Origin of the sequence: Microbacterium halophytorum, assembly GCF_002970975.1 — a bacterium.
Taxonomy (GTDB): Bacteria; Actinomycetota; Actinomycetes; order Actinomycetales; family Microbacteriaceae; genus Microbacterium; species Microbacterium halophytorum.
This window is the reverse complement of sequence record NZ_KZ672982.1, coordinates 482,341-507,935: the sequence shown is the minus strand read 5'-3', so window position 1 is coordinate 507,935 and position 25,595 is coordinate 482,341. Positions and strand designations below refer to the sequence as shown.

Sequence of the window (25,595 nt, the reverse complement as noted above, 5' to 3'; positions counted from 1 at the left end):
CGGGCGGCCGCAGGCCGCCCGGCATCCGTCTATAGGGTGGAGACCATGCCAGCATCTTCCGGAGCCCCCGAGCGGGTCGTGTTCCGCTCCGTCGCGGGGTTGGTGTGGATGTGGGTCGCCGCTGGCGTGTGCGTCCTGCTCCTCGGCGACCTCCTCATCCGGGGCTCGCTCGAACAAGCGGGGATGGTGACGCCGTGGCTCCTCGCGCTGGTGTGGTTCGTGTACGCCTTCCTGTACGCGCCGCGGATCGTGGCCAGCCCCGACGGCGTCGAGGTGCACAACGTGCTGCGCACGACGACCCTCAGCTGGGGCGCCATCGAGTCGATCACCGCCCGCTGGCAGATCGAGTTCCGGATGGTCCCGGCCGTCGGCGGCAAACCGCTGCAGGCCTGGGGCGCTCCGACGCAGCACCGGAGGCGATCGACCAAGCGCGACCACCCCAGCGAGAGCCAGCTCGAACGCCTCCGCACGATGCTCGAGGAGGCTCCGCGCGGAGAAGCGTCGCGGTCTGCTCGGTGGGACGTGCTCGGCGTCGCGTCCGGCATCGTGATCGCCTTCTGGCTTGTCGTCGCGATCGGTTTCGCCCTCTGAGCGGGGCCGCAGGGGTCGCGTACCTGACCAGCGGCTGACCGGCGCGACACCTTGCGGCTATAGGATGGATCGTCCCGCTCTCGGGGCGATACACCACTCACGGCAAGGAACCCCATGGCGCACGCCCTCCGTACTGACCTGAGAAACGTCGCGATCGTCGCGCACGTCGACCACGGCAAGACCACGCTGGTCGATGCCATGCTCCGTCAGACGGGGTCCTTCGGCGAGCACGAGCACGTCGACGAGCGCGCGATGGACTCGAACGACCTCGAGCGCGAGAAGGGCATCACGATCCTCGCCAAGAACACGGCGATCACCTACAACGGTGAGCACACGGATCAGCCCATCACGATCAACGTCATCGACACCCCCGGCCACGCCGACTTCGGCGGCGAGGTCGAGCGCGGCCTGTCGATGGTGCACGGCGTCGTGCTCCTCGTCGACGCGAGCGAGGGCCCGCTGCCGCAGACCCGCTTCGTCCTGCGCAAGGCGCTCGAGGCGAAGCTCCCCGTGATCCTCGTGATCAACAAGACCGACCGCCCGGATGCGCGCATCGAGGAGGTCGAGGGCGAGGCCCAGGACCTGCTGCTCGGCCTCGCGGGCGACCTGGCGGACGACGTGCCCGACCTCGACGTCGACGCGCTGCTCGACGTTCCGGTCGTGTACGCCTCCGGCCGCGCCGGCGTCGCGAGCGCGACGCGCCCCGCCGACGGCGCGCTGCCCGACAGCGAGAACCTCGAGCCGCTGTTCGAGGCGATCCTGGAGCACGTCCCGGCCCCGTCGTACGACGACGAGGCACCCCTGCAGGCGTGGGTCACCAACCTCGACTCCTCGTCGTTCCTCGGCCGCCTCGCCCTGCTGCGCGTCTTCAACGGCACGCTCAAGAAGGGCCAGACCGTGGCCTGGGTGCGCAGCGACGGCACGACCCAGAACGCGCGCATCACCGAGCTGATGATGACGAAGGCGCTCGACCGCTACCCGGCCGAGTCCGCCGGCCCCGGCGATATCGCCGTGATCGCGGGCTTCGAGGACATCATGATCGGCGAGACGATCGCCGACCCGACCGACGTGCGCCCGCTGCCGCAGATCACGATCGACGAGCCCAGCATCTCGATGACGATCGGCACGAACACGTCGCCGCTCGTCGGCAAGGTCAAGGGCCACAAGCTCACCGCGCGCATGGTGAAGGACCGCCTCGATCGTGAGCTGATCGGCAACATGTCGATCCGCGTCAACGACATCGGCCGCCCCGACGCGTGGGAGGTGCAGGGCCGCGGCGAGCTGCAGCTCGCGATCCTCGTCGAGAACATGCGCCGCGAGGGCTTCGAGCTCACGGTCGGCAAGCCCCAGGTCGTCACGCGCCGCGACGAGAACGGCACGCTCACCGAGCCGTTCGAGCACCTCACGATCGACGCACCCGAGGAGTACCTCGGCGCCATCACGCAGCTCCTCGCGGCACGGAAGGGCCGCATGGAGGGCATGACCAACCACGGCACCGGCTGGATCCGGATGGAGTTCATCATCCCCAGCCGCGGCCTCATCGGCTTCCGCACGCAGTTCCTGTCGATCACGCGCGGCACCGGGATCGCCAACGCCCTGTCGCACGGCTACGGCCCGTGGGCCGGCGCCGTCGAGGCCCGTTCGCAGGGCTCGATCGTCGCCGACCGCGCCGGCGTCGTCACGCCGTTCGCCATGATCGCCCTGCAGGAGCGCATGTCGTTCTTCGTGAAGCCGACCGAAGAGGTCTACGAGGGTATGGTCGTGGGCGAGAACACCCGCGCAGACGACATGGACGTGAACATCACCAAGGAGAAGAAGCTCACGAACATGCGTTCGGCGAACGCCGACTCCTTCGAGTCGCTGACGCCGCCGCGCACGCTCTCGCTCGAGGAGAGCCTCGAGTTCGCCGCCGATGACGAGTGCGTCGAGGTGACGCCCGAGACGGTGCGCATCCGCAAGGTCGTGCTCGACGCGACCACGCGCGGCCGCGACGCCTCGCGCCGCAAGCGCCAGGACGCCAACGCCTGATCGGATCCCCGCGAAGGCCCCGACCCGCCCCGTGCGGTTCGGGGCCTTCGCGCATCCGGGTCGGTTCGCGTCGCCGCGTCCGCACCGCGGACGCGAGCCGCGCTGCGGAATCCGAGACGTCGGCGCTCCTGGCACCCGGATGGGCCGCTCAGCGCGCGCGCGTAGGCTGGCGGCATGCAGTGGGTGATGAGGGCGCTGACCTGGCTCGGCGCGGCGGTGGCGGGCGCGGTCTTCGGCATCGCAGGCACGATCTGCTACGCCTCGCTCGTCGTCACCCCCGTGATCGGTGGCGTCGCGATCCCCCTTCCCTTCGGCCTGCTGATCTCGGGCGTCGCATGCCTCGGGCTCATGCTCGCGGTGCGCCTCCTGGCCGATGACCGCATCGCGGTGCTCGCGACGGGGCTCGGGATGCTCCTCGCGCTCTTCCTCTTCTCCGGCCGCGGCCCCGGCGGCTCGGTCGTCGTGCCGCAGGCGGCTGAGGGCGCCCTGCCCCTCGGGATGATCTGGTCGTGGGCCCTCGCCGTGATCGTGCTCGTCGTCGTCGCGTGGCCCGACCTGCGCGGCGCCCGCGACGCCCATGCCCGGCGACTCGCCCAGGCGTCGGCCAGGGCGCAGCCGGAAGCCTGATGGATCCGCGGCGCGCGCATCCGCGCCGTCGCGCCTCGCGGGCGGTTCCGCGGGGCCGGCACGGCCCGGGTAAGGTGCGCCTGCATCGCGAACCCTCAGGTGCGGGCAATAGAATCGACGTGTGACTTACGTGATCGCCCTTCCCTGCGTGGACGTCAAGGACCGCGCCTGCATCGATGAGTGCCCGGTCGACTGCATCTACGAGGGCGAGCGCAGCCTCTACATCCACCCCGACGAGTGCGTCGACTGCGGCGCCTGCGAGCCCGTCTGCCCCGTCGAGGCGATCTACTACGAGGACGACCTGCCGGACGAGTGGCAGGACTACTACAAGGCCAACGTCGAGTTCTTCGACGAGATCGGCTCGCCCGGCGGCGCGGCGAAGGTCGGCGTGATCCCCAAGGACCACCCCGTCATCAGCGCGCTCCCTCCCCAGGGCGACTGAGCGGCGCGACGCCCGCCCGGAACCTCCGCCGGCGGCCGCGCCCCGGCTCGCGGCCCGCCTTCCCCGCAAAGGACACCGCATGTCGATCAACGACCTCGACGACTACCCGTGGGACGAGGTGGTGCCGTTCCGCGAGCGCGCCGCCGCGCATCCGGGCGGGATCTGCGACCTCTCGATCGGTTCGCCCGTCGACCCGACGCCGGAGATCGTGCGCGAGGCGCTCATCGCCGCCACCGATGCCCACGCGTACCCCGCGACGACGGGCACGCCGGAGCTGCGCGAAGCGATCTGCTCCTGGTACGAGCGCCGGCGCGGCGTCGTCGGCCTCGAGCCCCGCAACGTGCTGCCGACGATCGGGTCGAAGGAGCTGGTCGCGCTGCTGCCGACGCTCCTGGGCCTCGGCGCCGGCGACGTCGTCGTGCATCCGCGAGCCGCCTACCCGACCTACGCCGTCGGGGCCGCCGTCGCGGGGGCGACCGCCGTCGCATGCGACGACCCCGCAGAATGGCCGGATGACGCGAAGCTCGTCTGGATCAACACGCCGGGCAACCCCGACGGCCGCACGTGGACCGTCGAGGAGCTGCGCGCCGCCGTGGCGCGAGCGCGCGAGATCGGTGCCGTGCTCGCGAGCGACGAGTGCTACGCAGAGCTCGGCTGGGAGGGGCGGTGGGCCTCGGAGCGCATCCCGAGCGTCCTCGACCCGCGCGTCGCGGGGGATACCAGGGCGAGCCTCCTCAGCGTCTACTCGCTCAGCAAGCAGTCGAACCTCGCGGGGTACCGCGCCGCGTTCCTCGCCGGATGCGGCAGGATCGTGGATGGCCTGCTCAAGAACCGCAAGCATCTCGGCCTCATGCTGCCGGCGCCCGTCCAGCACGCCATGGCGGTCGCGCTCGGAGACGACGCGCACGTCGACGCGCAGCGGGAGCGCTATCGCGCCCGCCGCGCCGTGCTCAAGCCGGCGCTCGAGGCCGCCGGCTTCCGCATCGACAGGAGCGAGGCGGGCCTGTACCTCTGGGCGACCGAGGGGCGCGACGCCTGGGAGACCATGGGCGGGCTCGCCGACATCGGCGTGCTCGCGGGCCCCGGTGTCTTCTACGGCGAGGGGAACGCCCAACACGTCCGGTTCTCGCTGACGGCGGCCGATGACCGCATCGCGGCCGCGGCGGAGCGTCTGCGCGGCGCAGGGCGGTAGCGCCGCGCGCCGCCCGAAAGCGCTCTCCGCCGATCTCGCCGCCCTCCCGCTCCGTGGGAGAAGCGCATCGGCGAGGGGCACCCGTCGATTCTGTGCAGGCGGCGCGAGCCGCTAAGCTGTCCGGGGCCGCGACCGCGCTATCCGCGCGAGAAGGCCTGACGCGATGGACGACGTTTCGCAAGGAGAAGCCGTGACCGACGCAGCGAGCCTGCCGGACAATGCAGCACTGACCATCGGCGGCAAGACCGCCGAATTCCCCGTGTTGCAGTCCGCCGACGGCAACCCCTCGATCGATATGTCGACGCTCACGAAGCAGACGGGCTACACGTCGCTCGACTACGGCTTCGTCAACACGGCGTCGACCCGCTCGGCGATCACCTACATCGACGGCGAACAGGGCATCCTCCGCTACCGCGGCTACCCGATCGACGAGATCGCAGAGAACGCGTCGTTCCTCGAGACCGCCTGGCTGCTCCTGTACGGCGAGCTGCCGACGGCCGACGAACTCGCCGACTTCGACGAGCGCATCCGGCGCCACACACTCCTGCACGAGGACCTCAAGAACTTCTTCGACGGGCTGCCCGCCGGCGCCCACCCGATGTCGGTGCTGTCGTCGGCCGTCTCGGCGCTCGCGACGTACTACGAGGGCCAATCCGACCCGCACAACCCCGAGCACGTCGAGCTCAACACCATCCGGCTCCTCGCGAAGCTTCCCGTCATCGCGGCGTACTCGCACAAGAAGTCGATCGGGCAGGCGTTCCTGTACCCCGACAACAAGCTCGGCTATGTCGAGAACTTCCTCCGCCTGAACTTCGGCACCATGGCCGAGGACTACGAGGTCGACCCCGTCATGTCCAAGGCGCTCGAGCGCCTCCTCATCCTGCACGCCGACCACGAGCAGAACGCGTCGACCTCGACCGTCCGGCTCGTCGGCTCGACCGGCGCGACGCAGTTCGCGTCGATCGCCGCGGGCATCCAGGCGCTGTCCGGCCCGCTCCACGGCGGTGCCAACGAGGCCGTGCTGCAGATGCTGTCGCAGATCCAGGAGTCCGGCGAAGGCGTGAAGAAGTTCGTCGAGCGCGTCAAGAACAAGGAAGACGGCGTGAAGCTGATGGGCTTCGGGCACCGCGTCTACAAGAACTACGACCCCCGCGCGAAGATCGTGAAGGCGTCGGCCGACGAGGTCCTCGCGTCGCTCGGCGTCGTCGACCCGATGCTCGACCTCGCGAAGGAGCTCGAGGAGATCGCGCTCAACGACGAGTACTTCCAGGCGCGCAACCTGTACCCGAACGTCGACTTCTACACGGGAGTCATCTACAAGGCCATGGGCTTCCCGACGCGCGTTTTCACCGTGCTGTTCGCGATCGGCCGCCTGCCCGGCTGGCTCGCGCAGTGGAACGAGCAGGTCACCGACCCGAAGAGCAAGATCGGCCGCCCCCAGCAGCTGTTCACCGGCGCCACGGAGCGCCACTACCGCGCCTGATCCGCGCAGACGCCCGCCGCATCCCTCGCAGGGAGCGGCGGGCATCGTCGTCCGCGGCGCGTCCGGTTGGGCGGCGCCGGTAGGCTGTTCGCATGACGGATGAGCGTTGGATCTCCGGTGTCGGGCTCGCGACTGTTGCGGCCGATGGCACCGTTCTGGACACCTGGTACCCCGCACCCGCCGCAGGTCGGCTGGGTGATTCCTCGGCCGCGGAAGCAGACCTCGAGGCGCAGACCGGCGCCGACGACGTCCGCGGCGTGAAGACCGAGGTCGTGGCCGTCGAGATCGACCTCGACGCTGCGCCCGCCTCGACGAGCGACGCGTACCTGCGGCTGCACGCGCTGTCGCACCGCCTGGTGCAGCCGAACGGGCTCAGCCTCGACGGCATCTTCGGGCACCTGCCCAACAACGCCTGGACGAACGCCGGCCCGATGCAGCCGGAGGTCGCGGCGGCCGCCCTGCCCGCCCTGCGCCGTGCGGGCATCCAGGTGTACGCGCAGGACAAGTTCCCGCGCCTGACGGACTACGTGCTGCCGGAAGGCGTCCGCCTCGGTGACGCCTCGCGCATCCGGCTCGGCGCGCACCTCGCATCCGGCACCGTCGTGATGCACGAGGGCTTCGTGAACTTCAACGCGGGCACGCTCGGCGCCTCCATGGTCGAGGGGCGCATCTCGCAGGGCGTCGTCGTCGGCGACGGCTCCGACATCGGCGGCGGCGCATCGATCATGGGCACGCTCTCGGGCGGCGGCACGCACCGCATCTCGATCGGTCAGCGCACGCTTCTCGGGGCGAACTCGGGCCTGGGCATCTCGCTCGGCGACGACTGCGTCGTCGAAGCGGGCCTGTACGTCACGGCCGGCACCAAGGTCGCGCTCGCCGAGGGGCGCACCGTCAAGGCGGCGGAGCTCTCGGGCTCGTCCGGCCTGCTGTTCCGCCGCAACTCGCTCTCGGGAGCTGTCGAGGCCGTCGAGCGCTCCGGCGTCGGCGTCACGCTGAACGAGGCGCTGCACGCCTGAGCCGCGCCGGCGGAGCGGCCGGAGCCCACGGGCCCGGCCGCTCCGCCGCGTTCGGACGACCTGACCGAGCCCCGCTGCCGCTTCCGCCCGCGCGGCGGATCCGGGCGGCGTCTGCAAGCGCGCTCGCATGTTCCGGGCGCTGTGCGTCCGTGCGCCGTCGACCCGACGCTCGCCTGATTCCAGGGCGCGGGCGGCAACGCAATAGGCTGGGCGCATGGCGCTCGACCTCACGGCCTCCTCTGCCGACATCACCCGGTACATCTGCGACATCCCGAGCGTGTCGGGGGACGAGAAGCGCCTCGCCGACGAGATCTTCGCCGCGGTGAGCGGGCTGGACCACCTGACGGTGACGCGCAACGGCGACGCGATCGTCGCGCGGACCGAGCTCGGCAGGCCGCAGCGCGTCGCGATCGCCGGCCACATCGACACCGTGCCCATCAACGGCAATGTGCCGACGCGCGACATCGTCGAGGACGGCGAGGACGTCATCTGGGGGCGGGGCGCCGTCGACATGAAGTCCGGCCTCGCCGTGCAGATGAAGCTCGCGGCGGAGCTGACGGACCCGGCCGTCGACATCACCTGGCTGTGGTACGACCACGAGGAGGTCGAGGCGTCGAAGAACGGGCTGGGCCGGCTGCAGCGGGAGGCGCCCGAGCTGATCGCCGCCGACTTCGCGATCCTCGGCGAGCCGACGGCCGGCGAGGTCGAGGGCGGCTGCAACGGCACGATGCGCGCCGTGATCCGCACCTCCGGCACGCGGGCCCACTCGGGCCGCGCCTGGATGGGGGAGAACGCGATCCACGCGGCCGCGCCCATCCTGAAGCGCCTCGCCGACTACCGGCCCCAGACGATCGCGGTCGAAGGGCTGGAGTTCCGGGAGGGGCTCAACGCCGTGCGCATCGCCGGCGGCATCGCCGGGAACGTGATCCCCGACGCCTGCGAGGTCGAGGTCAACTTCCGGTTCGCGCCGTCGCGGTCCCTCGACGAGGCGATCGCGCACGTGCGCGAGGTGTTCGCCGGCTTCGAGATCGAGGTCACCGATGCCGCGCCCGCCGCGCGGCCCGGCCTCGACGCGCCGCTCGCGCGCGCCTTCCTCGCGGCCGTCGGCGCCGAGGCGAAGCCCAAGTATGGCTGGACCGACGTCGCTCGGTTCAGCGAGATGGGGGTGCCGGCCGTCAACTACGGCCCCGGCGAGGCCGTCCTCGCGCACCATGATGAGGAGCGGGTGCCCGTCTCGCAGATCGACAGGGTCGAGCGGGGCCTGAGAGCGTGGCTCAGCGGATCCTGACGGCTCTCGCGGCCGTTCGGCGCGTCTGGGCCGCGTTTCCCGCGTGGGCGCAGGTCGGTGCGATCTACGCCGTCGGGCGCTTCGTCACGGCCGCGCTCGTCGTGCAGGCGGCGCGGGCGGCGCCCGCCGGGGCGCAGCTGGGGGAGGTCACACCCCTGCGCGACATCGCGCTCGCATGGGACGCGCAGTGGTACTGGCTGATCGCCGAACAGGGGTATCCGGATGAACTGCCCCTCGACCCAGAGGGTGCCGTCGCGCAGAACCCGTGGGCGTTCATGCCCGTGTTCCCGTTCCTGGCGAAGTCCGTCGGCGTGCCCTTCGGCAGCTGGGGCGCGGGTGCCGCGATCGTGTCGCTCGCCGCCGGATACGCGGCGTGCCTGCTCCTGCTCAGCCTCATCCGGATGCACCAGGGCCGCAGGCAGGCGATGTGGGCCGTGACGTTCTTCTCGTTCGGGCCGCTGGCGGCACTGTTCCACATCGGATACGCCGAGACGCTGTTCCTGGCCGAGCTGTTCGCGGCGCTGCTGTGCGTGCTGCGGCGCCGCTGGGCGTGGCTCTACCTGCTCGTGCCGCTGATGGCGTTCACTCGGCCGGGGCTGCAGGCGTTCGCCCTCATGCTCGCGATCTACGGCATCCGGCGCTGGCTCCGGCGGCGCGAAGACCCGCTCCCGTCGCGCGAGATCCTGCACATCGTGACCATCGGCCTGATCGCTGCGGCACTCGGGTTCGCGTGGCAGGCGGTCGCGGGCGCTGTGACGGGCCGCGCCGGCGCGTATCTCGACACCGAGCTGGCCTGGCGTCGGTCGTGGGTCGGGACCGAGCACTTCGTGCCGGTGCAGGGCTGGTTCGAGGCGGCCGACGTGTGGTTCGCCGTGTGGGGGCTGCCGCCGGGGCTCGCCCCGTTGTCCGTCGTCGCCCTGGTCGTGGCCGCCGCCGGCCTGTTCCTGCTGCCGGCCGTGCGGCGAGTCGCGCCCGAGCTGAGGATCTGGGGTGCGAGTCACCTCGTCTACCTCCTGTTGGTGTTCTTCCCGCAGTCCAGCGTGTTCCGCCTCCTCGCGCCGCTCGCGCCCGTCGCGGCCGGGGCCGCGGCCGTGCCTGCGCGACGGGGCCGCCGCTGGATCCGCTGCGGCCTCCTCACCGCCTGTGTCGCGGGGCAGTGGGCGTGGATCTGGTTCATGTGGGGAAACGGCCAGGAGTTCTGGCAGGTGCCGTGACCGCCCCGGTCGCCGTCGTCCGGCGGGCGCGGCAGAGGCGACTCACGCAGCGCGCCGGGCCTGCGGAAGTTTCCGCGCGTTGCGCCGCGCCCCGGGAGTCCGCGCGGCGCTCGTCGGTCTCGCGGGTAAACTGGGGGCGAGACATCTAGAAAGGGAGCCCGCTATGGCAGCCATGAAGCCCAGGACTGGCGACGGACCGATGGAGGCCGTGAAGGAGGGGCGCCTCATCATCGTGCGCGTGCCGCTGGAAGGCGGCGGTCGCCTGGTCGTGTCGGTGAACGACGACGAGGCGAAGGAGCTGCACAGCGTCCTGTCCGGCGTCGTCGAGGACGCCGCCGCGGCCTGAGCCGCGTGCCTCACGGAAGGCCCCCTGGTTCTCCAGGGGGCCTTCCGTCGTATGCGGAGCGCGGGCGCGGCACCGAGCACCGGCATCGTCACCGACGCGGGGCAGAATCGATCCGGTCCTGCCCCAGTGCGAGGATCGTCCCTCGTGGGGCGGCGTCAGGCCGTCGGAACCGTTGCGAGCTGGAGGAGGCCCTCGCCCGCAGGGAAGAGCGATGCGACCACGCCGGGCGCCTCCCGCGTCTCGGACAGCAGCGTGCGGCAGCTCGCGGTGAGCTCGTCGCGGGCGACGGGGTCGGCGACGCGCCCGCCCGCGAGTACGCGGGGCACGAGCACGACGCCGCCCGGCCGCGCCAGGCGCAGCCCGTGCTCGACGTCGGCGAGCATGTTCTCGGATCCGCCGTCGACGAGGACGATGTCGTAGGCGGCCTCGTTCATCCGGGGCAGGACATCGCCGGAGCGGCCGGTGATCCAGCGCACCCTGGCCGAGGGCACGCGAGCGGCCTGGAAGGCCTCGCGCGCCGCGCCCAGGTGCTCCGGCTCGTTGTCGATCGTGGTGAGCGTCGCGCCCGGCGCCCCGTGCAGCAGCCACAGGCCCGAGACGCCGGCGCCCGTGCCGATCTCGATGATCGACTTCGAGGCGGCCGACGCGGTGACGAAGGCGAGCTGGGCGCCCACCACCGTGCTCACGGGGTTGGCGCCGAGCTCGCGCGCGTGCTGCCGCGCCCGAGCGATGTGGTCGGGTTCGACGACGTTCTCGCGCACGAATCGCGCCACCGCTGCCTGCTCGCTCATGCTCCCCAGCCTACGTCGTCGCCCGCGGCGCGCCCGTTCCCGCGCGGCACGACCCGCGCGGCGGCGCGGGTAATGTGGACGCGTGGAACTCGGCATGACATGGGACAAGCTCCTCCTGATCGGCGTCATCGCCGTTCTGGTGCTCGGCCCGGAGAAGCTGCCGTACTACGCAGAGAAGCTCGGTGCGTTCGTGAGGGGCGCGCGCGACTACGTTCGCGGCGCTCAGGAACGCGTCAAGAGCGAGATGGGCGACGACTTCGACGACGTGGACTGGCGCAAGCTCGATCCGCGTCAGTACGACCCCCGCCGCATCGTGCGCGAGGCACTCCTCGACGATCCGGCGCCGGAGCGCGTCGGCGCCGCGGCCGCGAAGCCGCAGTCCGCCGGCGGTCCGCAGCCTCAGCAGGCCCCGCGCCGCACGTTCACGACGGACGCACCGCCGCCGTACGACGACGAAGCGACCTGAGCCGTGACGCGCCGATCGCGTGCCGCGCGCCCGGATCCGCGCCGAGTGTAGGAGAAATCGCCGAGCGTAGGCAGATCCGCTCGGTTCAGGCCTATCTTCGAGGAATCCTCCTACGCTCCGAACCGTGCCTCCGGCCGCGGGCGGCGGCGTCAGCGCGGCGAGAAGGGGCGGGGCCGGGAGGCCGCGACGGCCGCCGCCAGCTCCGTGATGGCGCGCGCCGGGTCCTCGGGGGCCGCGGCCACGACGGGGTCCCCCTCGTCTCCGGCTCGGCGCAGGCCGGGGCTGAGCGGGATCGCAGCGCTGCGCGGTGGCGTCTCACCAGATGGATCAGGCATGGCCGTGTGCGCGAGCGGCCGATAGCTTCCGAATCGTCATCAGATCGACGAGGATCAGGGAGCTCTACGATGAAGATCAGACCACCAGTACGCGGTGCCGCACTCGCGCTCGGCGCGGCCGTCATCCTGTCGGGAGGGATCGTCGCGCCCGCGTACGGCGGCGGCCACGTCGGCGGGCCGCTCGGCGCGACCGAGGCTACGGAAGCCGACATGCCCACGATCGGTGGGAACCTCGGAAGTCAGCGCTATTCGGCGCTCGACGACATCGATCAGAACACGCTGGATCGACTCGCTCCGGTATGGCGGACGCACGTCTCGGCGGTCTTGCCGGCGTCAGATGACACCGGTCAGCAGACGGCGCCGATCGTCGTCGACGGGGTGATCTACCTCGACACGCCTTCCGGCGGCGTGATCGCCATCGACGGCGCGACGGGCGAGGCCGAATGGAAATGGGAGAACCACGACATCGGCATGTCGTCCACGCGGCGAGGAGTATCCGGCGGCGATGGCCGCATCTACACCCTCGCCGGCGGGAACCATGTCGTCGCGCTCGACCAGGACACGGGCGAGGAGGTTTGGTCGGTTCAGCCCGTCGGCGACAACGGCGAGGACATCGGCCGCGTCGCCAAAGCGGCGACCGTGTACTCGGACGGCATCGTGTATGTGCACGCCGCCGATGGCGACCGCGGCGCTGTCGTCGCGCTCGATGCGGCGGACGGCAGTCGTCTGTGGCACTTCTTCGGCAGTCCGACGCGTGGCGAGGTGTTCACGAACCCCGATGGCTCGACGTTCGACGCTTCCGAGACCTGGGGGCCCGCACCGGAGGAAGGCGAGGCGGACTGCGCCGAGACGGGTGGCGCGACGAGCTGGATCAGCGGATCCGTCGACCCGGAGCTCGGCCTGTACTACGCGACGTTCGGCAACCCGCGCAGCTGCGCTTCGTCGCAGGACGGCTCCGGCCGCCCCGGTGACAACCTCTTCTCGTCGACGATCGTCGCGCTGGACGCGGAGTCGGGGGAGCATCGCTGGCACTACCAGTCGATCCACCACGACGTGTGGGACATGGACAACGTCCACTCGCCGACCTTCGCCGACCTCGAGATCGGCGGGGAGGAGCGCCGCGTACTGTTCTACGGCGCGAAGTCGGGCCACCAGTTCGTGCTCGACCGGGCCACGGGCGAGCCGGTCAGACCCGTTGAAGACGCACCGATGATCACGGACGACCGCCAGCACAGTTCCCCGACGCAGCCGATCCCAGAGGCTCAGCTGCTGCCCGAGTGCATCGTCTGGCAGAAGCTCGACCCGGAGAACGTGCCAGGTGACCCGTATCGCGGCGTGCCGAACTACAACGGCTACCAACCGGACGACGACGGCGATCTCGTCTTCAACCCCGACAGCTACGTCGCGGCCGACGAAGAGCATCTGACGTACCCGGACGGTGCCGGCGACCACCGTGAGGGGTGCCTCTATGACCCGCACTGGGATCAGCCCATCCTGTCGACGACGAGCCCGAACGGCGGCGCCGACTGGTCTGCTCAGGCATACAGCCACCGCACGGGCCTCGTCTACTTCCCGTACGGCACCAACCCGGTGGCTCACTGGCGGGACGCACGCATGAACGGCCAGCGCGCGATCGGGCAGTACCAGACCGGCGGGATCCTCGCGTACGATCCGACCAACGGCAAGGTCGCCTGGCGCAACCATCTCGGCACGGATATGTCGCACGGACAGGGCCCGCTCGTCACCGCCGGAGGGCTGGTCTTCGTCGGGCAGGCCGACGGGCGCCTCCTGGCGATGGACGATGACAGCGGCGAGGTGCTGTGGGAGTTCCAGACAGGCAGCGCGATCGGCTCCCCTCCCGTGACCTACACGATCGACGGGGAGCAGTACCTGGCGGTGTTCGCGGCCGGAACCACCAATCCCTACGGCAGGTCGATCACGGCCGGCGACTCGATGTGGGCGTTCAAGCTCGACGGCGACTACGCCACGACTTCCGGCAGCCAGGAGGGACCGATCACGGCGCCGCTCCAGATCCGGAGACCGGTGCAGGGGGGCGGAGCTGTGGACGGCGACGACGTGGAGCACACGGTGCTGCTGGCCCGTGAGGACCGCACGTCCGACACGGCTGAGGCCGCGGACAGCGTCAGCCAGACGGCGATGCAGCCGACCCACCTGCGCGTCTCGGTCGGCGACACCGTGACGTTCCTCAACCCGGGCGAGGAGACGTTCCCCGAGCATCCGAACGAGCGCGTCCATTGCGCGACGCAGTTCTTCGAGGGTGAGTTCAATGCGGAGCTCGCACCGGGCGAGAGCTACGAGCACACGTTCACGCGGCCGGGGGAGTACTTCTTCAATGACTGCACCGACCCGCGACCGACGGGGAAGGTGGAGGTCGTCTTCGAAGAGACCGAGTCGGTGGAAGGAGCGCTCTCGTTCCGGCCCGGCGCGCTATCGTTCAGCGGCGACACGTTCAACGACGTGCGCGGCTCCGTTCGCGCCCACCTGGATCTGCCGGCGGGGTACGAGTTCGACGGCGGCGCTCAGCTGCTCACACCGCTCGGGCTCGCGCCGATCGAACCCACGGGCGCGAAGGCGAACGGGAACCGGATCATCCTGACCTTCGACAAGGCCGACCTCGACAACAACGTGCCGGAGGGCACTGCGCTGCTGACCGTCGAAGCGAACGTCGTGACAGGCGACGGGCTGAAGCGCATCGCCTCGAGCGCGGACGTCGCTATCGAGAAGTAGCCCGCTCAATGGCGCACAGGCGCCGCGTCCCGCCACGGGGCGCGGCGCCTGTGCGCCCGCGGGGTTCCATTCGGTGAGACGTCGCTTTGAGCCCGTGGCCAGCACCGAGAGAGTGGCAATGCGGCAGGACGCCGCGTCGACAGGGAGGTCGATCATGGGACGACGGAAGAGGGACGAGTCCATCTTCGGCCGCACGGAAACGGTCTTCTCCGTGCCCGACCGGAACGCGGGCGTGCCCGAGGACCCGCTGCCGCTGCGGCTGCTGTCGAGGCTCGAGATCGTCGTCGGTGCCGTGTGCTTCATCGGCATCCTCGTCGGCGTCATCTACCAGGTCCTCGGCCGCTACATCCCGGCGATCAGCTGGATCGGTGCGGGGGAGCTCGCGCTGCTGTCGATGGTGACGATGACCTTCGTCATGATCGGGTACCTGGTCGGCCGCAGCGGCCACGTGACGATCGAGATCTTCGACCGGCTGCTCGAGGGCGGCAGGCTGTTCGTCGCCCTCCGGGTGTTCTCCTCCGCAGTGGTGCTCGTCAGCTGCGCGTGGTTGGCGTTCGAGTCCTGGGAGAAGATCGGCGCGGAGATGGGCAGGGCGAGCGCAGCGATCGGCGTCCCGGTCGGTCTCGTCTACGTGTTCGCGCTGATCGGTTCCCTATCCGGGGCGCTCCACTCCGTGCTGAAGATCCGCTTCTCGGACCGCCCCGAGCGGCGCCTCGACGTCGACGGGATGTGATCGCCGATGGATCTCTGGCTCTACGTCCTGCTCGTCGTCGGTCTCCTGTTGCTGCGCGTTCCCGTCGCGTTCGCGATGATCCTGCCGAGCCTGCTGTACTTCACCAGCCACGGCCTCTCGGTGGGCTACGCGGCGACGTACATGTTCAACGGAGTGAACAGCTTCCCGCTGCTCGCGGTGCCCCTGTTCATCTTCATGGGGACGCTCGCGAACGGTCTCGGCATCGCGACGCGCCTGTACGACTTCGCTCGCGCGCTGCTTCCCCGGCTGCCGGGAAATCTCGCGTACGTCAACCTCGGCACGTCGCTCGGATTCAGTTGGATCAGCGGAACGGCCTTCGCGGATGCCGCATCGGTCAGCAAAGTGCAGATACCGCAGATGCTGAAGTCCGGCTATCCGTACGGCTTCTCGGCCGGTCTGACGGCGGCCGGTTCGCTGATCAGCTCGGTCATGCCGCCGTCGATCCCCGCCGTGCTCTTCGCCGCAACGGCATCGATCTCGACCGGTGCCCTGTTCGCGGGCTCGGTGTTGCCAGCCCTGTTGATCGTCGTGGGTCTTGCGGCGTACATCGGAGTGTGGGCGTTCTTCCACCGCGAGATCGCCGGAGGAGCGGAGTTCGACGGACGGATCTTCGCGAAGGCGACCGTCCGGGTGCTCGGTCCCGCGCTGCTTCCGATCATCGTGCTCGGCGGCATCTTCAGCGGTCTGTTCACCCCGACCGAGAGCGCGGGCGTCGCGGCGATCGTCACGCTCGTCCTCGGCGCCTGCTACCGCACGCTGACGTGGGACGCGTTCTGGAAGGCGACCAAGGACACGGTGATCACCTCTGCCGGTATCCTGCTGATCCTCGCCGCGTCGAACCTCCTCGGGCAGGTGCTCGCGCGCGAGCAGGTGTCGCGCACGCTGACGGACTGGCTCACGTACGCCACGGATAGCCCCGTCGTCTTCCTTCTGCTCGTGGTCGTCCTGCTGATCGGGCTGGGGCTCTTCCTCGAGCCGCCGCCAGCGATCCTCGTGATGGTCCCGATCCTGCTTCCCATCGCGGGGCAGTACGGCATCGACCCGGTCCACCTGGGCACGATCACGATCCTCAGCCTGATGATCGGCACTCTGACCCCTCCCGTCGGGGCCGTGCTGTTCGTGATCGGCTCCGTGACCAGACGTCCGATGGGGGAGCTCTTCCGAGCCGTGCTTCCGTTCCTCGTCCCCCTGCTGGCCGTGCTCGCCATCCTCGTCTTCGTCCCGCACGTCTCCACGATCGTGCCCGACCTCCTCGGCCTGTGACGCCGTCTCCGCGAAAGGAACCGACCGTGACCCGCAAGCTCTATGTGCTCAACGGCCCCAACCTCGACATGCTCGGCGTGCGTGAGCCCGCGATCTATGGGACGACGACGCTCGCCGACATCGAGCGGGAGTGCTCCCGCGTGGCGGAAGAGCTCGGGTTCGACCTGTGCTTCGCGCAGTCCAATGCGGAGCACGAGATCATCGGCTGGCTCCACGACGCATACCGTGACGGGGCCGCCGTCGTGATCAACCCAGCGGGGCTCAGCTTCCGCTCGGTCCCCGTCCTCGACGCGCTGCGAATGCTGGCCGTGCCGATCGTCGAACTCCACATCACGAATATCCACGGCAGGGACGCCGAGCATCGCCATTCCCTGATGTCGCCCGTCGCGACAACCGTGATCGCCGGCGCGGGGGCGTACGGGTACGAACTCGCGATCCGATCCGCGGACCATTCCATTCGATGAGACGTCGCTTGTCGCCTGACGGCGAGCGCACCAGAGTCAGGCCCATACCGCGCGACGATGCGCACACAGGAGGAATCATGATCACAGCACGAACCACGAAGCGTGCGGCGGTGTTCGCGGCCGCCGCGGCAACGGCACTCGTCCTGACCGGCTGCAGCGGAGACAGCGGCAGCGGCGGATCCGGCGGTGGGGGCGGCGACGTCACGCTGACGGTCTCGCTCACGCAGAATGAGCAGACGCCGAACTACTACTGCGGGGTCGAACTGCTCAAGGAGCGCCTCGAAGCCGCGGACATGGGGATCACGGTCGACCTGTATCCGTCGAGTCAGCTCGGCCCGCACGCAGACCGATTCCCGCAGGTGCAGTCGGGCGACATCGACGTCGACCTCCTCGGCGGATCGGAGCTGAGCACGACCTTCCCGGCCATCGAGGCGGTCGACGCCGCGTATGCTTTCGACGACGTCGACCACCTGTTCGACTGGATCGACAACGGCTCCCAAGAGCTGTTCGACGCGTTCCACGCGGAGACCGGCGTGAGGATCGTCGACGGCTGGTGGTTCGGCAACCGCACTTTCACGACCAAGGACGTGGCGGTGCACGACCCCGATGACCTCTCGGGCGAGCCGATCCGGTTCCCGGATTCTCCCGGGTTCCTCGCGAACGCCGAAGCCCTGGGCGTCGACAGCCCCGTCTCGGTTGCCGTGGAGGAGGTGTACACGGCCCTCCAACAGGGCATCGCGGTCGGCCAGGAGAACCCCATCGTCGCGACGCACTCGGCGAGTTACGACGAGATCCTGAACACGATCGTGCTGAACGAGCACAACGTCGGAGTGCAGTTCACGCTGGTGAGCGACAAGACGTACGAGAAGCTGGACGACGAACAGGCGGCGCTGCTCGACGAAACGCTGCACGAGATCCGCGCGGAGAACCGCACGTGCGTCGAGGACGAGACGAACGAGATCGTCGACGGCTACCGGGCGGACGACGCGTACACAGTGATCGAGAAGGATGACATCGACATCGACGCGTTCGTCACGAAGGCCGAGTCGTACTTCACTGATCACTACGACGGTGACACCCTCGCGGCGTACGAAGGGATCCGCGCGCTGGCCGGTTGAGCCCGTACGACGGGCAGGGGCGCGGAGCTTCGGCTCCGCGCCCCTGCCCGTCGCGACCGATCAGCCGTCGCTGAGCGCGCGGCCGATCGTGATCGCCGTGGCCTGGACCAGAGGCGCGACGTCCGCGGCACGGACCTCCGACGCGGCGCCGCTGACGGCCAGTGCCGCGGCTGGACGGTTTCGTGCGATGATCGCGGCGGCGACGCAGCGCAGGTCGCGGTGGGAGCACTCGCGCGTCGTCGGGGCATCGCCTGTCGCGGCGGAGTCGGCAGCAGCCGCGTACGCGAGGCCCAGGGCGGTATCCGACCGAGACAGCCGGTCTCCGACATCCACAGCGGCGGTGCCCGACCGACTCCTGGCCTCGGCGACGATGATGACGCCGTCTCCGTCGACGACGGCTACGTGCACGTCGCAGCCCGTCGCGTCCCGAAGCCGCTTGATCGCGGGTCGTGAGACTTCCCGCAGGCGGCGCGGGCCGTCGACGCTCTGGCCGAACTCGAACAGGCGCACTCCCAGGTATAGGAGCGTTCCGTCGCGGTCGAGGTATCCCTCGTCGACGAGCTCAGAGGCGATGCGCGACACAGTGGACTTCGGCAGGTTCGCCCGGCGCGCCAGTTCGGTGACGGTGAGGCCCTTGCCGTCGTGGCCGAACGCATCGAGCACGGCGGTGAGCCGGTCGAGCACGCTGACCGATTGGGTCCATTCCGCGGTGCGCATGCGTTCAGACCACGGCGAGACGGCGGGCGAGCGATACCCCGGCGGCGCGGACGAGCGGCGCGACGCGCTCTTCGCGCATGGCGTCCACAGGGCCGGCGAGGGAGAGCGCCCCCATCACTCGCCCGTGCTCCATCAGGGGGCAGGCGACGGCGAGGACGCCGGCGTATGAGTCGCCGGGATCCGTGGCGAGCGTCGCCGCGCGCACCGTGGTGAGCTCGTCGTAGAAGCGCGCGGCCGCGATGGGATCGAGACGGGCGCCGACGCGCTCGATCACGGCGGCGTCTTCGCAGAATGCGAGGAACGCCTTTCCGCTCGCGGTCGTGAGGGCGGGAGAGCGCATGCCGGCGCGAGTCGGGAGCATCGGAAGCCGGCCCGGCACGGCGGTGAGCGAGACCATGTCGGTTCCCTGTTGGACCCACACGCCCACCCGCTCCCCGGTGCGCAGCGCGAGCTCGTGCACAACCGGAGCGGCGGCGGCGGCGATGCGGCGCGGGATAGTGGCGCGTGCGCCGAGCTCGAACAGGCGCATGCCGAGGGTCACGCCGTCGGGGTCACGGGTGAGGTAGCGCTGTTCGACCAGTTCGGCGACCAACCGTGCCGTCGTCGATCGCGGTACGCGGGCGTCGGCGGCGATGCCCGCGATGGTGACGGGGCCGGACGCGCGACGAACGGCCTCGAGGATCGCGAACACGCGATCGAGCACCGACGTCGGTGCGTCCGGGTCGTCGGGCGAGCGCTGTTCCGGATCCGTCATCATCGATCCTCTCCGGGCCGCTGCGTCGCGGCTCCCCTCTATTATGTACCGTTCGGTACGTAAGAGGACGAGGGCCGGCCATGGCGAGGACGAACCCCGCCAAGGCAGGCCGGCTCAGTCGCCGAGGAACGGCGAGACGCCCATCGCGCTCTCCACGCCGTTCATCACATGGTCCTCGAAGAGGTCGGCGTTCTCCGAATCGCCAGTCCAGGCCTCGACTTCGTGGCCGAGCGTCGTGAGCCAGGCGCGGCCGCCGTCGTAGTAGTGATTCCAGCTCAAGGGGTGCGCGTCGCCGTGCCCCGGGTGCCCGCCGTCTCGATCCAGGGTGACGGTGTCCTCGCTCGCCTCCAGCAGGATGTTCACGTGGCTCGGGTACGGGTACAGGTTGTAGAACTCGTCGGTGAAGCCGAACTCGCTCGGCAGGAACTCGGTCGACACGTCATCGCGGTCGATCGTCTCGACCGTGCCATCGCGGTTCGGCCCGTGGTCGTAGAAGTTCGCGCCACCGAGGAGCCCCTCGTACCACTCCCAGTTGTACTCCGCGCCGAAGGCGTTGTGGATGCCGACGAAACCGCCGCCGCCGCGCACGTACTTCGTCAGTTCGTTCTGCTGCAGGTCGCCGAGCGTGTCACGGTTGGCGGAGAGGAAGACGACCGCCTGGTAGCCGCCGAGGCGGCGGAACTCATCCAGGTCTTCCGTCCAATCGGCCTTGATGCCGCGCTCGTCCGCCCAGGAGACGAGTTCCCGCTGTGCGACGTTGTCGTCGCCGAGCTCGGGGTTCATTCCGTCGCCGAGGGGTGCGCCGAGGTGGGCGTGGCGGGGGCCCGCGGTACGGCTCCAGATCAGGATCCGCTTCTCCTCTCCCTCCTCGAAGCCGTTGCCCCAGTCGTTGTAGCACGTCGGGTCGAGCCCTCGGCACGCGCCGTAGTCCTCGACGTCGTCCTGATAGATCTCGGCCGACGTAGCGGGCTTGCCTCCGCCGCCGTTGCCGGGGTTCGCGCTCATGACCGATGCGCCGCCGACGGCGAGCGTTGCGCCGAGCACGGCCGCGCCAGTGAGCGCGATTCCGGAGCGTACTAGCGATTTCACGATGATCTCCTTCGATCGTCTGAATGCCCGGCGGAGGGGCGCCGGCCCGATCGCGACGCTAGTGCGCGGCGGGCGGCATCGCCCGCGGCGTTCCAATCAGTGGGCGGCCGCGAGAACGGCTCAGAGGCGGCGTCAGCGCGGCGAGAAGGGGAGGGGCCGGGCCGCGAGGCCGCGTGGGCGCGCCGCGACGGCCGCCGCCAGCTCCGTGATGGCGCGCGCCGCCGGGTCCTCGGGGGCCGAGACCACGACGGGGTCCCCCTCGTCTCCGGCTCGGCGCAGGCCGGGGCTGAGCGGGATCGACGCGAGAAGCGGCACGTCGTCGGCTCCCTCCGAGAGCGCCGCGGCGACCTCCGCGCCGCCTCCCGCGCCGAAGAGGTCGAGGATCGTTCCGTCGGGCAGAGTCATCGCCGCCATGTTCTCGACGACACCGATCACGCTCTGGCCGGTCTGCCGCGCGACGAGGCCGCTGCGCACCGCGACGTCGCTGGCCGCCTGCTGCGGCGTCGTGACGACGAGCACCTCGGCATGGGGGAGGAGCTGCCCGACCGAGATCGCGATGTCGCCCGTACCCGGCGGCATGTCGAGCAGCAGGATGTCGAGGTCGCCGAAGTGCACATCGGTCAGGAACTGGTTGATCGTGCGGTGGAGCATGGGGCCTCGCCAGGCGACGGCGCCGCCGTGGTCCGAGCCGCGCTGGAGGAACATTCCGATCGAGATGGTCTTCACTCCGTGCGCGACGGGCGGGAGCATGAGGTCGTCGAGGCGGGTCGGCTGTGCCGTCTCGCCGCCGCGGCTGAGCCCCAGCAGCCCGGGGATCGAGAAGCCGTGCACGTCGGCGTCGACGAGGCCGACGCGCAGCCCCCGCTGGGCGAGCGCGACGGCGAGATTGGCGGTGAGCGTCGACTTGCCGACACCGCCCTTGCCGCTCGTCACGGCGACGACGCGGGTGAGCGAGTCCGGGCCGAACGGCATCGCCCGCCCGGGGCCGCGCAGGCGCTCGGTCAGGGCCCTGCGCTCATCCGGAGTCATCACGCCCAGCTCGAGCGCCACGTCGCCCACGCCCGGTACGCCTTCTGCCGCCTCGCGCACCTCGCGTTCGATGCGGTCGGCGGCGGGGCAGCCGACGATCGTCAGCGCGATGCCGACCGTCACGTCGTCGCCGTCCGCGGCGATGTCGCGCACCATGTCGAGGTCGGCGAGCGGACGGCGCAGCTCCGGATCCTGCACGCGGCCCACGGCCTCGCGCACGCGGTCGACGAGTGTGCTCACCCTCCCAGCGTATCGACGCGGAGCGGGGTGGGGCCTGAACCCGCGCGGAGGCGCACTCGTAGCTGACGCATAGCCTGCTCATGGGTTCCACCGCCCGGCCGTGCGGTGCCGCGTGGGACAATGACGATATGAGCATGATGGGCGGTGGGGTCCGTTCGCCGAAGGACATCGGCGAGACGGTCGCGAGCTACGACGAGTACGAGGCGGCGCAGAAGGCCGTCGGCAAGCTCATCGAGGCCGAGGTGCCGGCGCGCGAGATCTCGATCGTGTGGGCGGGCCTTCGCGCCGTCGAGATGATCACGGGGCGGCTCGGCTACGGTCGCGCCGCGTGGTCGGGCGCGCTGAACGGTGCCGTCCTCGGCCTGCTGTTCGGCGCGATCTACACGCTCGTCACCCCGCAGGCGACGCTGCAGCTGCTCGTCGGCTTCCTGCTCGTCGGTATGGCGCTCGGCATGCTGATGCGGCTGCTGACGTACCGGATGGTGCGCAGGCGCCGCGACTACTCCAGCGCGACGTCGCCCGTCGCCGACCACTACGAGGTCGCCGTGCAGGCGGCCCACATCGCGACGGCTCGCCGCGTGCTCGGCATCGAGGCGCAGCAGCGCCGGACGGAGCCCGTGCGGCCGTCGGGCCCTCTGCCCCCGCCGCAGTACGGCATCCGGCTCGACCCTGCGACGAATCAGCCGATCCCGTACCCGGAGGCACCGCCGGCCGAGCAGGCACCTGCTCAGCCGGTCGTCGCTCCCTCGCCGCGGACGGCGCCGCCCGGGCCGGTCGCGGCACCGGCTGAGCCCGCCGCGGCGCCCGACCAGCCCGCGGCGCCGGACGCGGAGCCGGCAGCGCCGGGCCGACCGCCCGCGGCTCCGGAGCAGCCCGCCCCGGCGCCGGAGCAGGACGCCGTGCCAGGTCGGGCGGCGCCGTCGGCACCCGAACCGGCCGAGGCAGCGCCCGAGGCCCCCGCGGACGCGACGGAACAGGCCGAACGCGAGGCGGCCCGACGCGAGTCGTGACCGCCCCGCCTCGGCGGCTCAGCCGAGCCGCGCCATCCAGGCCTCGACCTCGTCCGCCGTTCGCGGGATCGCGGCGGACATGTTCACGGGGCCGTCCGCGGTCATCCGGATGTCGTCCTCGATGCGCACGCCGATCCCGCGGTACTCCTCGGGGACCGTCACGTCGTCCGCCTGGAAGTACAGGCCGGGCTCGATCGTGAAGACCATTCCGGGCTCCAGGACGCCGTCGTAGTACATCTCGCGGCGCGCGGCGGCGCAGTCGTGCACGTCGATGCCCAGGTGGTGGCTGGTGCCGTGCACCATGTAGCGGCGGTGGTGGCCGCCGCGGTCGGCCTCGAGGGCCTCCTCGGCGGTCACGGGCAGCAGGCCCCACTCGGCGACCTTCGCCGCGATGACGCGCATGGCCGCGTCGTGCACCTCGCGGAACCTCACGCCGGGGCGGGCGGCGGCGAACGCGACGTCGGCGGCCTCGCGAACGGCCTCGTACACCTTGCGCTGGGTGGGCGAGAACGTGCCGTTCACGGGCAGGGTGCGGGTGATGTCGGCCGTGTACAGGCTGTCGACCTCGACGCCCGCGTCGATCAGCACGAGATCGCCGGGCACGACGGGGCCGTCGTTGCGCGTCCAGTGCAGGTAGCACGCGTGCGGGCCGGCGGCCGCGATCGTGTCGTAGCCCTCCCAGTTGCCGTCGCTGCGAGCGCGCTGATGGAAGACGCCCTCGATGATCCGCTCACCGCGGCCGTGCGCGATGGCCCTGGGCAGCTCCCGGATGATGTCGTCGAAGCCCCTGGCCGTGACGTCGACGGCCAGCTGCATCTGCGCGATCTCGTAGTCGTCCTTGACGAGCCGCAGCTCCGACACGAAGGCGTCCAGCTCGGCGTCCTCGCCGACGACGAGGTCGCCGTCGCGCGACTCGAACTCGTCCAGGGGCGCCGTCGCAACGCCGAGGTCGCCCGCGACGCCGTCGCGGTCGGGGCGCGGACCGATCCAGAACTCGCCGATCGTCGCGTCGGAGTAGAACTCGCTCGTGGTGCGATCGGCGCGCTCCCGGAAGAAGAGCGTGACGTCGTGCCCGTCGCCCGACGGCTCGAACACGAGCGCCGAGTCGGGCTCGGAATCGGCGGCCCAGCCGGTGAGGTGGGCGAATGCCGTATGGGCGCGGAAGGGGTAGTCGGTGTCGTTGGAGCGCTGCTTCAGCGATCCGGCGGGCACGACGATGCGTCGGCCCGCGAACGCCTCCGAGACGGCGGCGCGGCGGCGCGCCGCGAAAGGCGCCTGCTCGCGGGCGGGCGGCGCGATCGACGGGCGGTCGGCCCAACCGGTCGAGATCGTGTCGAGGAACCCCTGGCCGTACGGCTGCTTGCGGTTCGACGGCTTGTCGGCCCGTTCGGCCTGCTCGGCGGTCTCTGTCGTTGAGGTGTCGGTCACGTCGTCTCCCTTGTCGCTTCTGGCGTCGTCCCAGTCTCTCACCTGAGGCTGTGCCGGGCGGCCGAGCGCCGGAGACGGGCGCGGGAGGGGATCAGCCCGCGGGTTCGAGCTGCACGACCACGGGGCGGTGGTCGCTGCCCGCGTCGTCGAGGTTGGTGAGCACGATCGACCCCGTGGTGCGCCAGGCGTCGGTGTGCATCACGTGGTCGATCGGGGCGCCGAGCAGCTCGGGGACGTCCGTCGGCCACGTGCCGATGGCGCCGTTGCCCGAGCGCGACGCGGCGTCGTCGCAGTAGCCGAGGTCGTGGTCGCCGACGCCCAGACCTGCCATGTGCTCGAGCGTTGCGTTGAAGTCGCCCGCCATGATGACGTTGCCCTCGGGGCACTGATCGGCGATCCACTGCAGGTCGTTCGACCAGCGGTCCATGTACGACTGGCGCGGCGCGACGGCGTGCACGGCGACGACCGTCGGGCCGTCGCCGTCGACGGGCATCGCGACGGCGCTCGGAACGGTCGTCGTGTTGCTCGAGCCGTCCTCCGACGACTCGATGACCGAGTAGTCACCGAGATCGGGGGAGATCAGCAGGGTGGTCTCCCAGGCGTACGGGGTCGGCTGGTCCGAGTCGTTGTAGGCGACGTGGTGCACCCACATCGGCCTCCCGAGCTCGCGCATCTCGAGCGCGACCTGTTCGCCGCCGTCCTCGGTGGTCTCCGGCAGCGCGACGATGTCGGCGTCCATCGCGACGGCCGTCTGGGCGATCCGGTACGCACCGGTCGCCTCGCCCGCCGTGTTCCAGCTCATGACCCGCACGCTCGTGTCCGTCGCTTCGGGGAGCGTGTCCTCGCCGTATCCCCTGGCGCCCAGCATGACGCCCGACGAGATCGAGCCGAGGGCGGCGACGAGAGCCATCGACAGCGCGAAGCCCCGGATAGGCCGCGCGGCCGCGAGCAGCAGGAACAGCACGGTCAGGGCCGCGAGCCCGACGACGATGAGGCCCCGCATCGCGACGATCTGGGTGATCGGGAAGACCTGCTCGACGCGGAAGAAGGCGGGAAAGGTGATCACGGCGACGGCGCACGCGAACAGCACCGTGAAGAGCACCCCGAGGAATCGCACGGGGCGAGCCTACGGGCGGCACCTGGGGAAATCTCCGTAGACACC

25 protein-coding genes are annotated in these 25,595 nt (G+C 70.7%); 17 read left to right on the top strand and 8 right to left on the bottom strand.

From position 1 onward, the window contains the following. Positions 1-45: 45 nt before the first annotated feature. The 10 genes from C0010_RS02395 (at position 46) to C0010_RS02350 (ending at position 10,227) form a co-directional block, all read left to right on the top strand. Complete coding sequence (locus C0010_RS02395) at positions 46-591, top strand: PH domain-containing protein (protein WP_105565418.1); 546 nt, start codon at positions 46-48, stop codon at positions 589-591. Positions 592-705: 114 nt separating this feature from the next. Further along, complete coding sequence (gene typA / locus C0010_RS02390; protein WP_105565417.1) at positions 706-2,619, top strand: translational GTPase TypA; 1,914 nt, start codon at positions 706-708, stop codon at positions 2,617-2,619. Between the two features lie 174 nt (positions 2,620-2,793). After that, positions 2,794-3,246 carry a histidinol dehydrogenase gene (locus C0010_RS02385; protein WP_198410783.1) on the top strand — a complete coding sequence of 151 codons (453 nt, stop codon included), beginning with the start codon at positions 2,794-2,796 and terminating at the stop codon, positions 3,244-3,246. A 121-nt stretch (positions 3,247-3,367) separates the two neighbouring features. After that, entirely contained in the window at positions 3,368-3,688 is a 321-nt protein-coding gene (gene fdxA / locus C0010_RS02380) for a ferredoxin (RefSeq protein WP_105565416.1), read from the top strand. A gap of 79 nt (positions 3,689-3,767) precedes the next feature. Next, a complete protein-coding gene (gene dapC / locus C0010_RS02375; RefSeq protein WP_105565415.1) occupies positions 3,768-4,880 on the top strand; it encodes a succinyldiaminopimelate transaminase in 1,113 nt (370 codons plus the stop codon). A 190-nt stretch (positions 4,881-5,070) separates the two neighbouring features. Beyond that, positions 5,071-6,363 (top strand): citrate synthase, encoded by a 1,293-nt coding sequence (locus C0010_RS02370; protein WP_232531676.1) that lies wholly within the window; start codon positions 5,071-5,073, stop codon positions 6,361-6,363. Positions 6,364-6,455: 92 nt separating this feature from the next. Beyond that, on the top strand, positions 6,456-7,379 hold the full coding sequence (gene dapD / locus C0010_RS02365) for a 2,3,4,5-tetrahydropyridine-2,6-dicarboxylate N-succinyltransferase (protein WP_105565413.1): 924 nt from the start codon (positions 6,456-6,458) through the stop codon (positions 7,377-7,379). A gap of 214 nt (positions 7,380-7,593) precedes the next feature. Further along, positions 7,594-8,667 (top strand): succinyl-diaminopimelate desuccinylase, encoded by a 1,074-nt coding sequence (gene dapE / locus C0010_RS02360; protein WP_105565412.1) that lies wholly within the window; start codon positions 7,594-7,596, stop codon positions 8,665-8,667. Next, complete coding sequence (locus C0010_RS02355) at positions 8,649-9,881, top strand: hypothetical protein (protein ID WP_232531675.1); 1,233 nt, start codon at positions 8,649-8,651, stop codon at positions 9,879-9,881. Before dapE ends, C0010_RS02355 begins: the two co-directional genes overlap by 19 nt. A 163-nt stretch (positions 9,882-10,044) precedes the next feature. Then, positions 10,045-10,227, top strand: coding sequence for a DUF3117 domain-containing protein (locus C0010_RS02350; protein WP_105565411.1), 183 nt, complete (start codon positions 10,045-10,047; stop codon positions 10,225-10,227). A gap of 155 nt (positions 10,228-10,382) precedes the next feature. On the opposite strand, the gene C0010_RS02345 is transcribed toward C0010_RS02350, so the two are convergent. Next, positions 10,383-11,018 carry an O-methyltransferase gene (locus C0010_RS02345; protein ID WP_105565410.1) on the bottom strand — a complete coding sequence of 212 codons (636 nt, stop codon included), beginning with the start codon at positions 11,016-11,018 and terminating at the stop codon, positions 10,383-10,385. Between the two features lie 94 nt (positions 11,019-11,112). Here C0010_RS02345 and C0010_RS02340 point away from each other — a divergent pair, with 94 nt between their 5' ends. Next, positions 11,113-11,484 carry a twin-arginine translocase TatA/TatE family subunit gene (locus tag C0010_RS02340; RefSeq protein WP_105565409.1) on the top strand — a complete coding sequence of 124 codons (372 nt, stop codon included), beginning with the start codon at positions 11,113-11,115 and terminating at the stop codon, positions 11,482-11,484. Positions 11,485-11,633: 149 nt separating this feature from the next. Here C0010_RS02340 and C0010_RS14845 read toward each other — a convergent pair whose 3' ends face one another. After that, positions 11,634-11,819, bottom strand: a complete 186-nt coding sequence (locus C0010_RS14845) for a hypothetical protein (RefSeq protein WP_158685229.1) — start codon at positions 11,817-11,819, stop codon at positions 11,634-11,636. Positions 11,820-11,888: 69 nt separating this feature from the next. On the opposite strand from C0010_RS14845, the gene C0010_RS02335 reads away from it, so the two are divergent. The 5 genes from C0010_RS02335 to dctP all read left to right on the top strand — a co-directional run bounded on the left by C0010_RS02335 (position 11,889) and on the right by dctP (position 18,166). Next, a complete protein-coding gene (locus tag C0010_RS02335; RefSeq protein ID WP_105565408.1) occupies positions 11,889-14,567 on the top strand; it encodes an outer membrane protein assembly factor BamB family protein in 2,679 nt (892 codons plus the stop codon). 154 nt (positions 14,568-14,721) lie between these two features. Then, positions 14,722-15,300: a TRAP transporter small permease gene (locus tag C0010_RS02330; RefSeq protein ID WP_158685228.1), complete on the top strand. Its 579-nt coding sequence runs from the start codon at positions 14,722-14,724 to the stop codon at positions 15,298-15,300. A 6-nt stretch (positions 15,301-15,306) separates the two neighbouring features. Further along, positions 15,307-16,584 carry a TRAP transporter large permease gene (locus tag C0010_RS02325; RefSeq protein WP_105565406.1) on the top strand — a complete coding sequence of 426 codons (1,278 nt, stop codon included), beginning with the start codon at positions 15,307-15,309 and terminating at the stop codon, positions 16,582-16,584. A 26-nt stretch (positions 16,585-16,610) separates the two neighbouring features. Continuing rightward, the gene (locus C0010_RS02320) at positions 16,611-17,048 is read left to right on the top strand and encodes a type II 3-dehydroquinate dehydratase (RefSeq protein WP_105565405.1); all 438 of its coding nucleotides are present in this window, start codon (positions 16,611-16,613) and stop codon (positions 17,046-17,048) included. A gap of 77 nt (positions 17,049-17,125) precedes the next feature. After that, positions 17,126-18,166, top strand: coding sequence for a TRAP transporter substrate-binding protein DctP (gene dctP / locus C0010_RS15215; RefSeq protein ID WP_158685226.1), 1,041 nt, complete (start codon positions 17,126-17,128; stop codon positions 18,164-18,166). 60 nt (positions 18,167-18,226) lie between these two features. Here the strand turns inward: dctP and C0010_RS02310 are convergent, their stop codons facing one another. The 4 genes from C0010_RS02310 to C0010_RS02295 all read right to left on the bottom strand — a co-directional run bounded on the left by C0010_RS02310 (position 18,227) and on the right by C0010_RS02295 (position 21,995). Beyond that, positions 18,227-18,883 carry an IclR family transcriptional regulator gene (locus C0010_RS02310; RefSeq protein WP_105565403.1) on the bottom strand — a complete coding sequence of 219 codons (657 nt, stop codon included), beginning with the start codon at positions 18,881-18,883 and terminating at the stop codon, positions 18,227-18,229. 4 nt (positions 18,884-18,887) lie between these two features. Then, positions 18,888-19,637 carry an IclR family transcriptional regulator gene (locus C0010_RS02305; protein ID WP_158685224.1) on the bottom strand — a complete coding sequence of 250 codons (750 nt, stop codon included), beginning with the start codon at positions 19,635-19,637 and terminating at the stop codon, positions 18,888-18,890. Positions 19,638-19,751: 114 nt separating this feature from the next. Beyond that, entirely contained in the window at positions 19,752-20,726 is a 975-nt protein-coding gene (locus C0010_RS02300; RefSeq protein WP_232531674.1) for a ThuA domain-containing protein, read from the bottom strand. Between the two features lie 132 nt (positions 20,727-20,858). Continuing rightward, a complete protein-coding gene (locus C0010_RS02295) occupies positions 20,859-21,995 on the bottom strand; it encodes an Mrp/NBP35 family ATP-binding protein (RefSeq protein ID WP_232531673.1) in 1,137 nt (378 codons plus the stop codon). A gap of 128 nt (positions 21,996-22,123) precedes the next feature. Here C0010_RS02295 and C0010_RS02290 point away from each other — a divergent pair, with 128 nt between their 5' ends. After that, complete coding sequence (locus C0010_RS02290; RefSeq protein ID WP_105565401.1) at positions 22,124-23,005, top strand: YflT domain-containing protein; 882 nt, start codon at positions 22,124-22,126, stop codon at positions 23,003-23,005. Between the two features lie 18 nt (positions 23,006-23,023). On the opposite strand, the gene C0010_RS02285 is transcribed toward C0010_RS02290, so the two are convergent. Next, positions 23,024-24,433, bottom strand: coding sequence for an aminopeptidase P family protein (locus tag C0010_RS02285; RefSeq protein WP_105565400.1), 1,410 nt, complete (start codon positions 24,431-24,433; stop codon positions 23,024-23,026). A gap of 91 nt (positions 24,434-24,524) precedes the next feature. Then, positions 24,525-25,550 (bottom strand): endonuclease/exonuclease/phosphatase family protein, encoded by a 1,026-nt coding sequence (locus tag C0010_RS02280; protein WP_105565399.1) that lies wholly within the window; start codon positions 25,548-25,550, stop codon positions 24,525-24,527. Between the last annotated feature and the right edge of the window lie 45 nt (positions 25,551-25,595).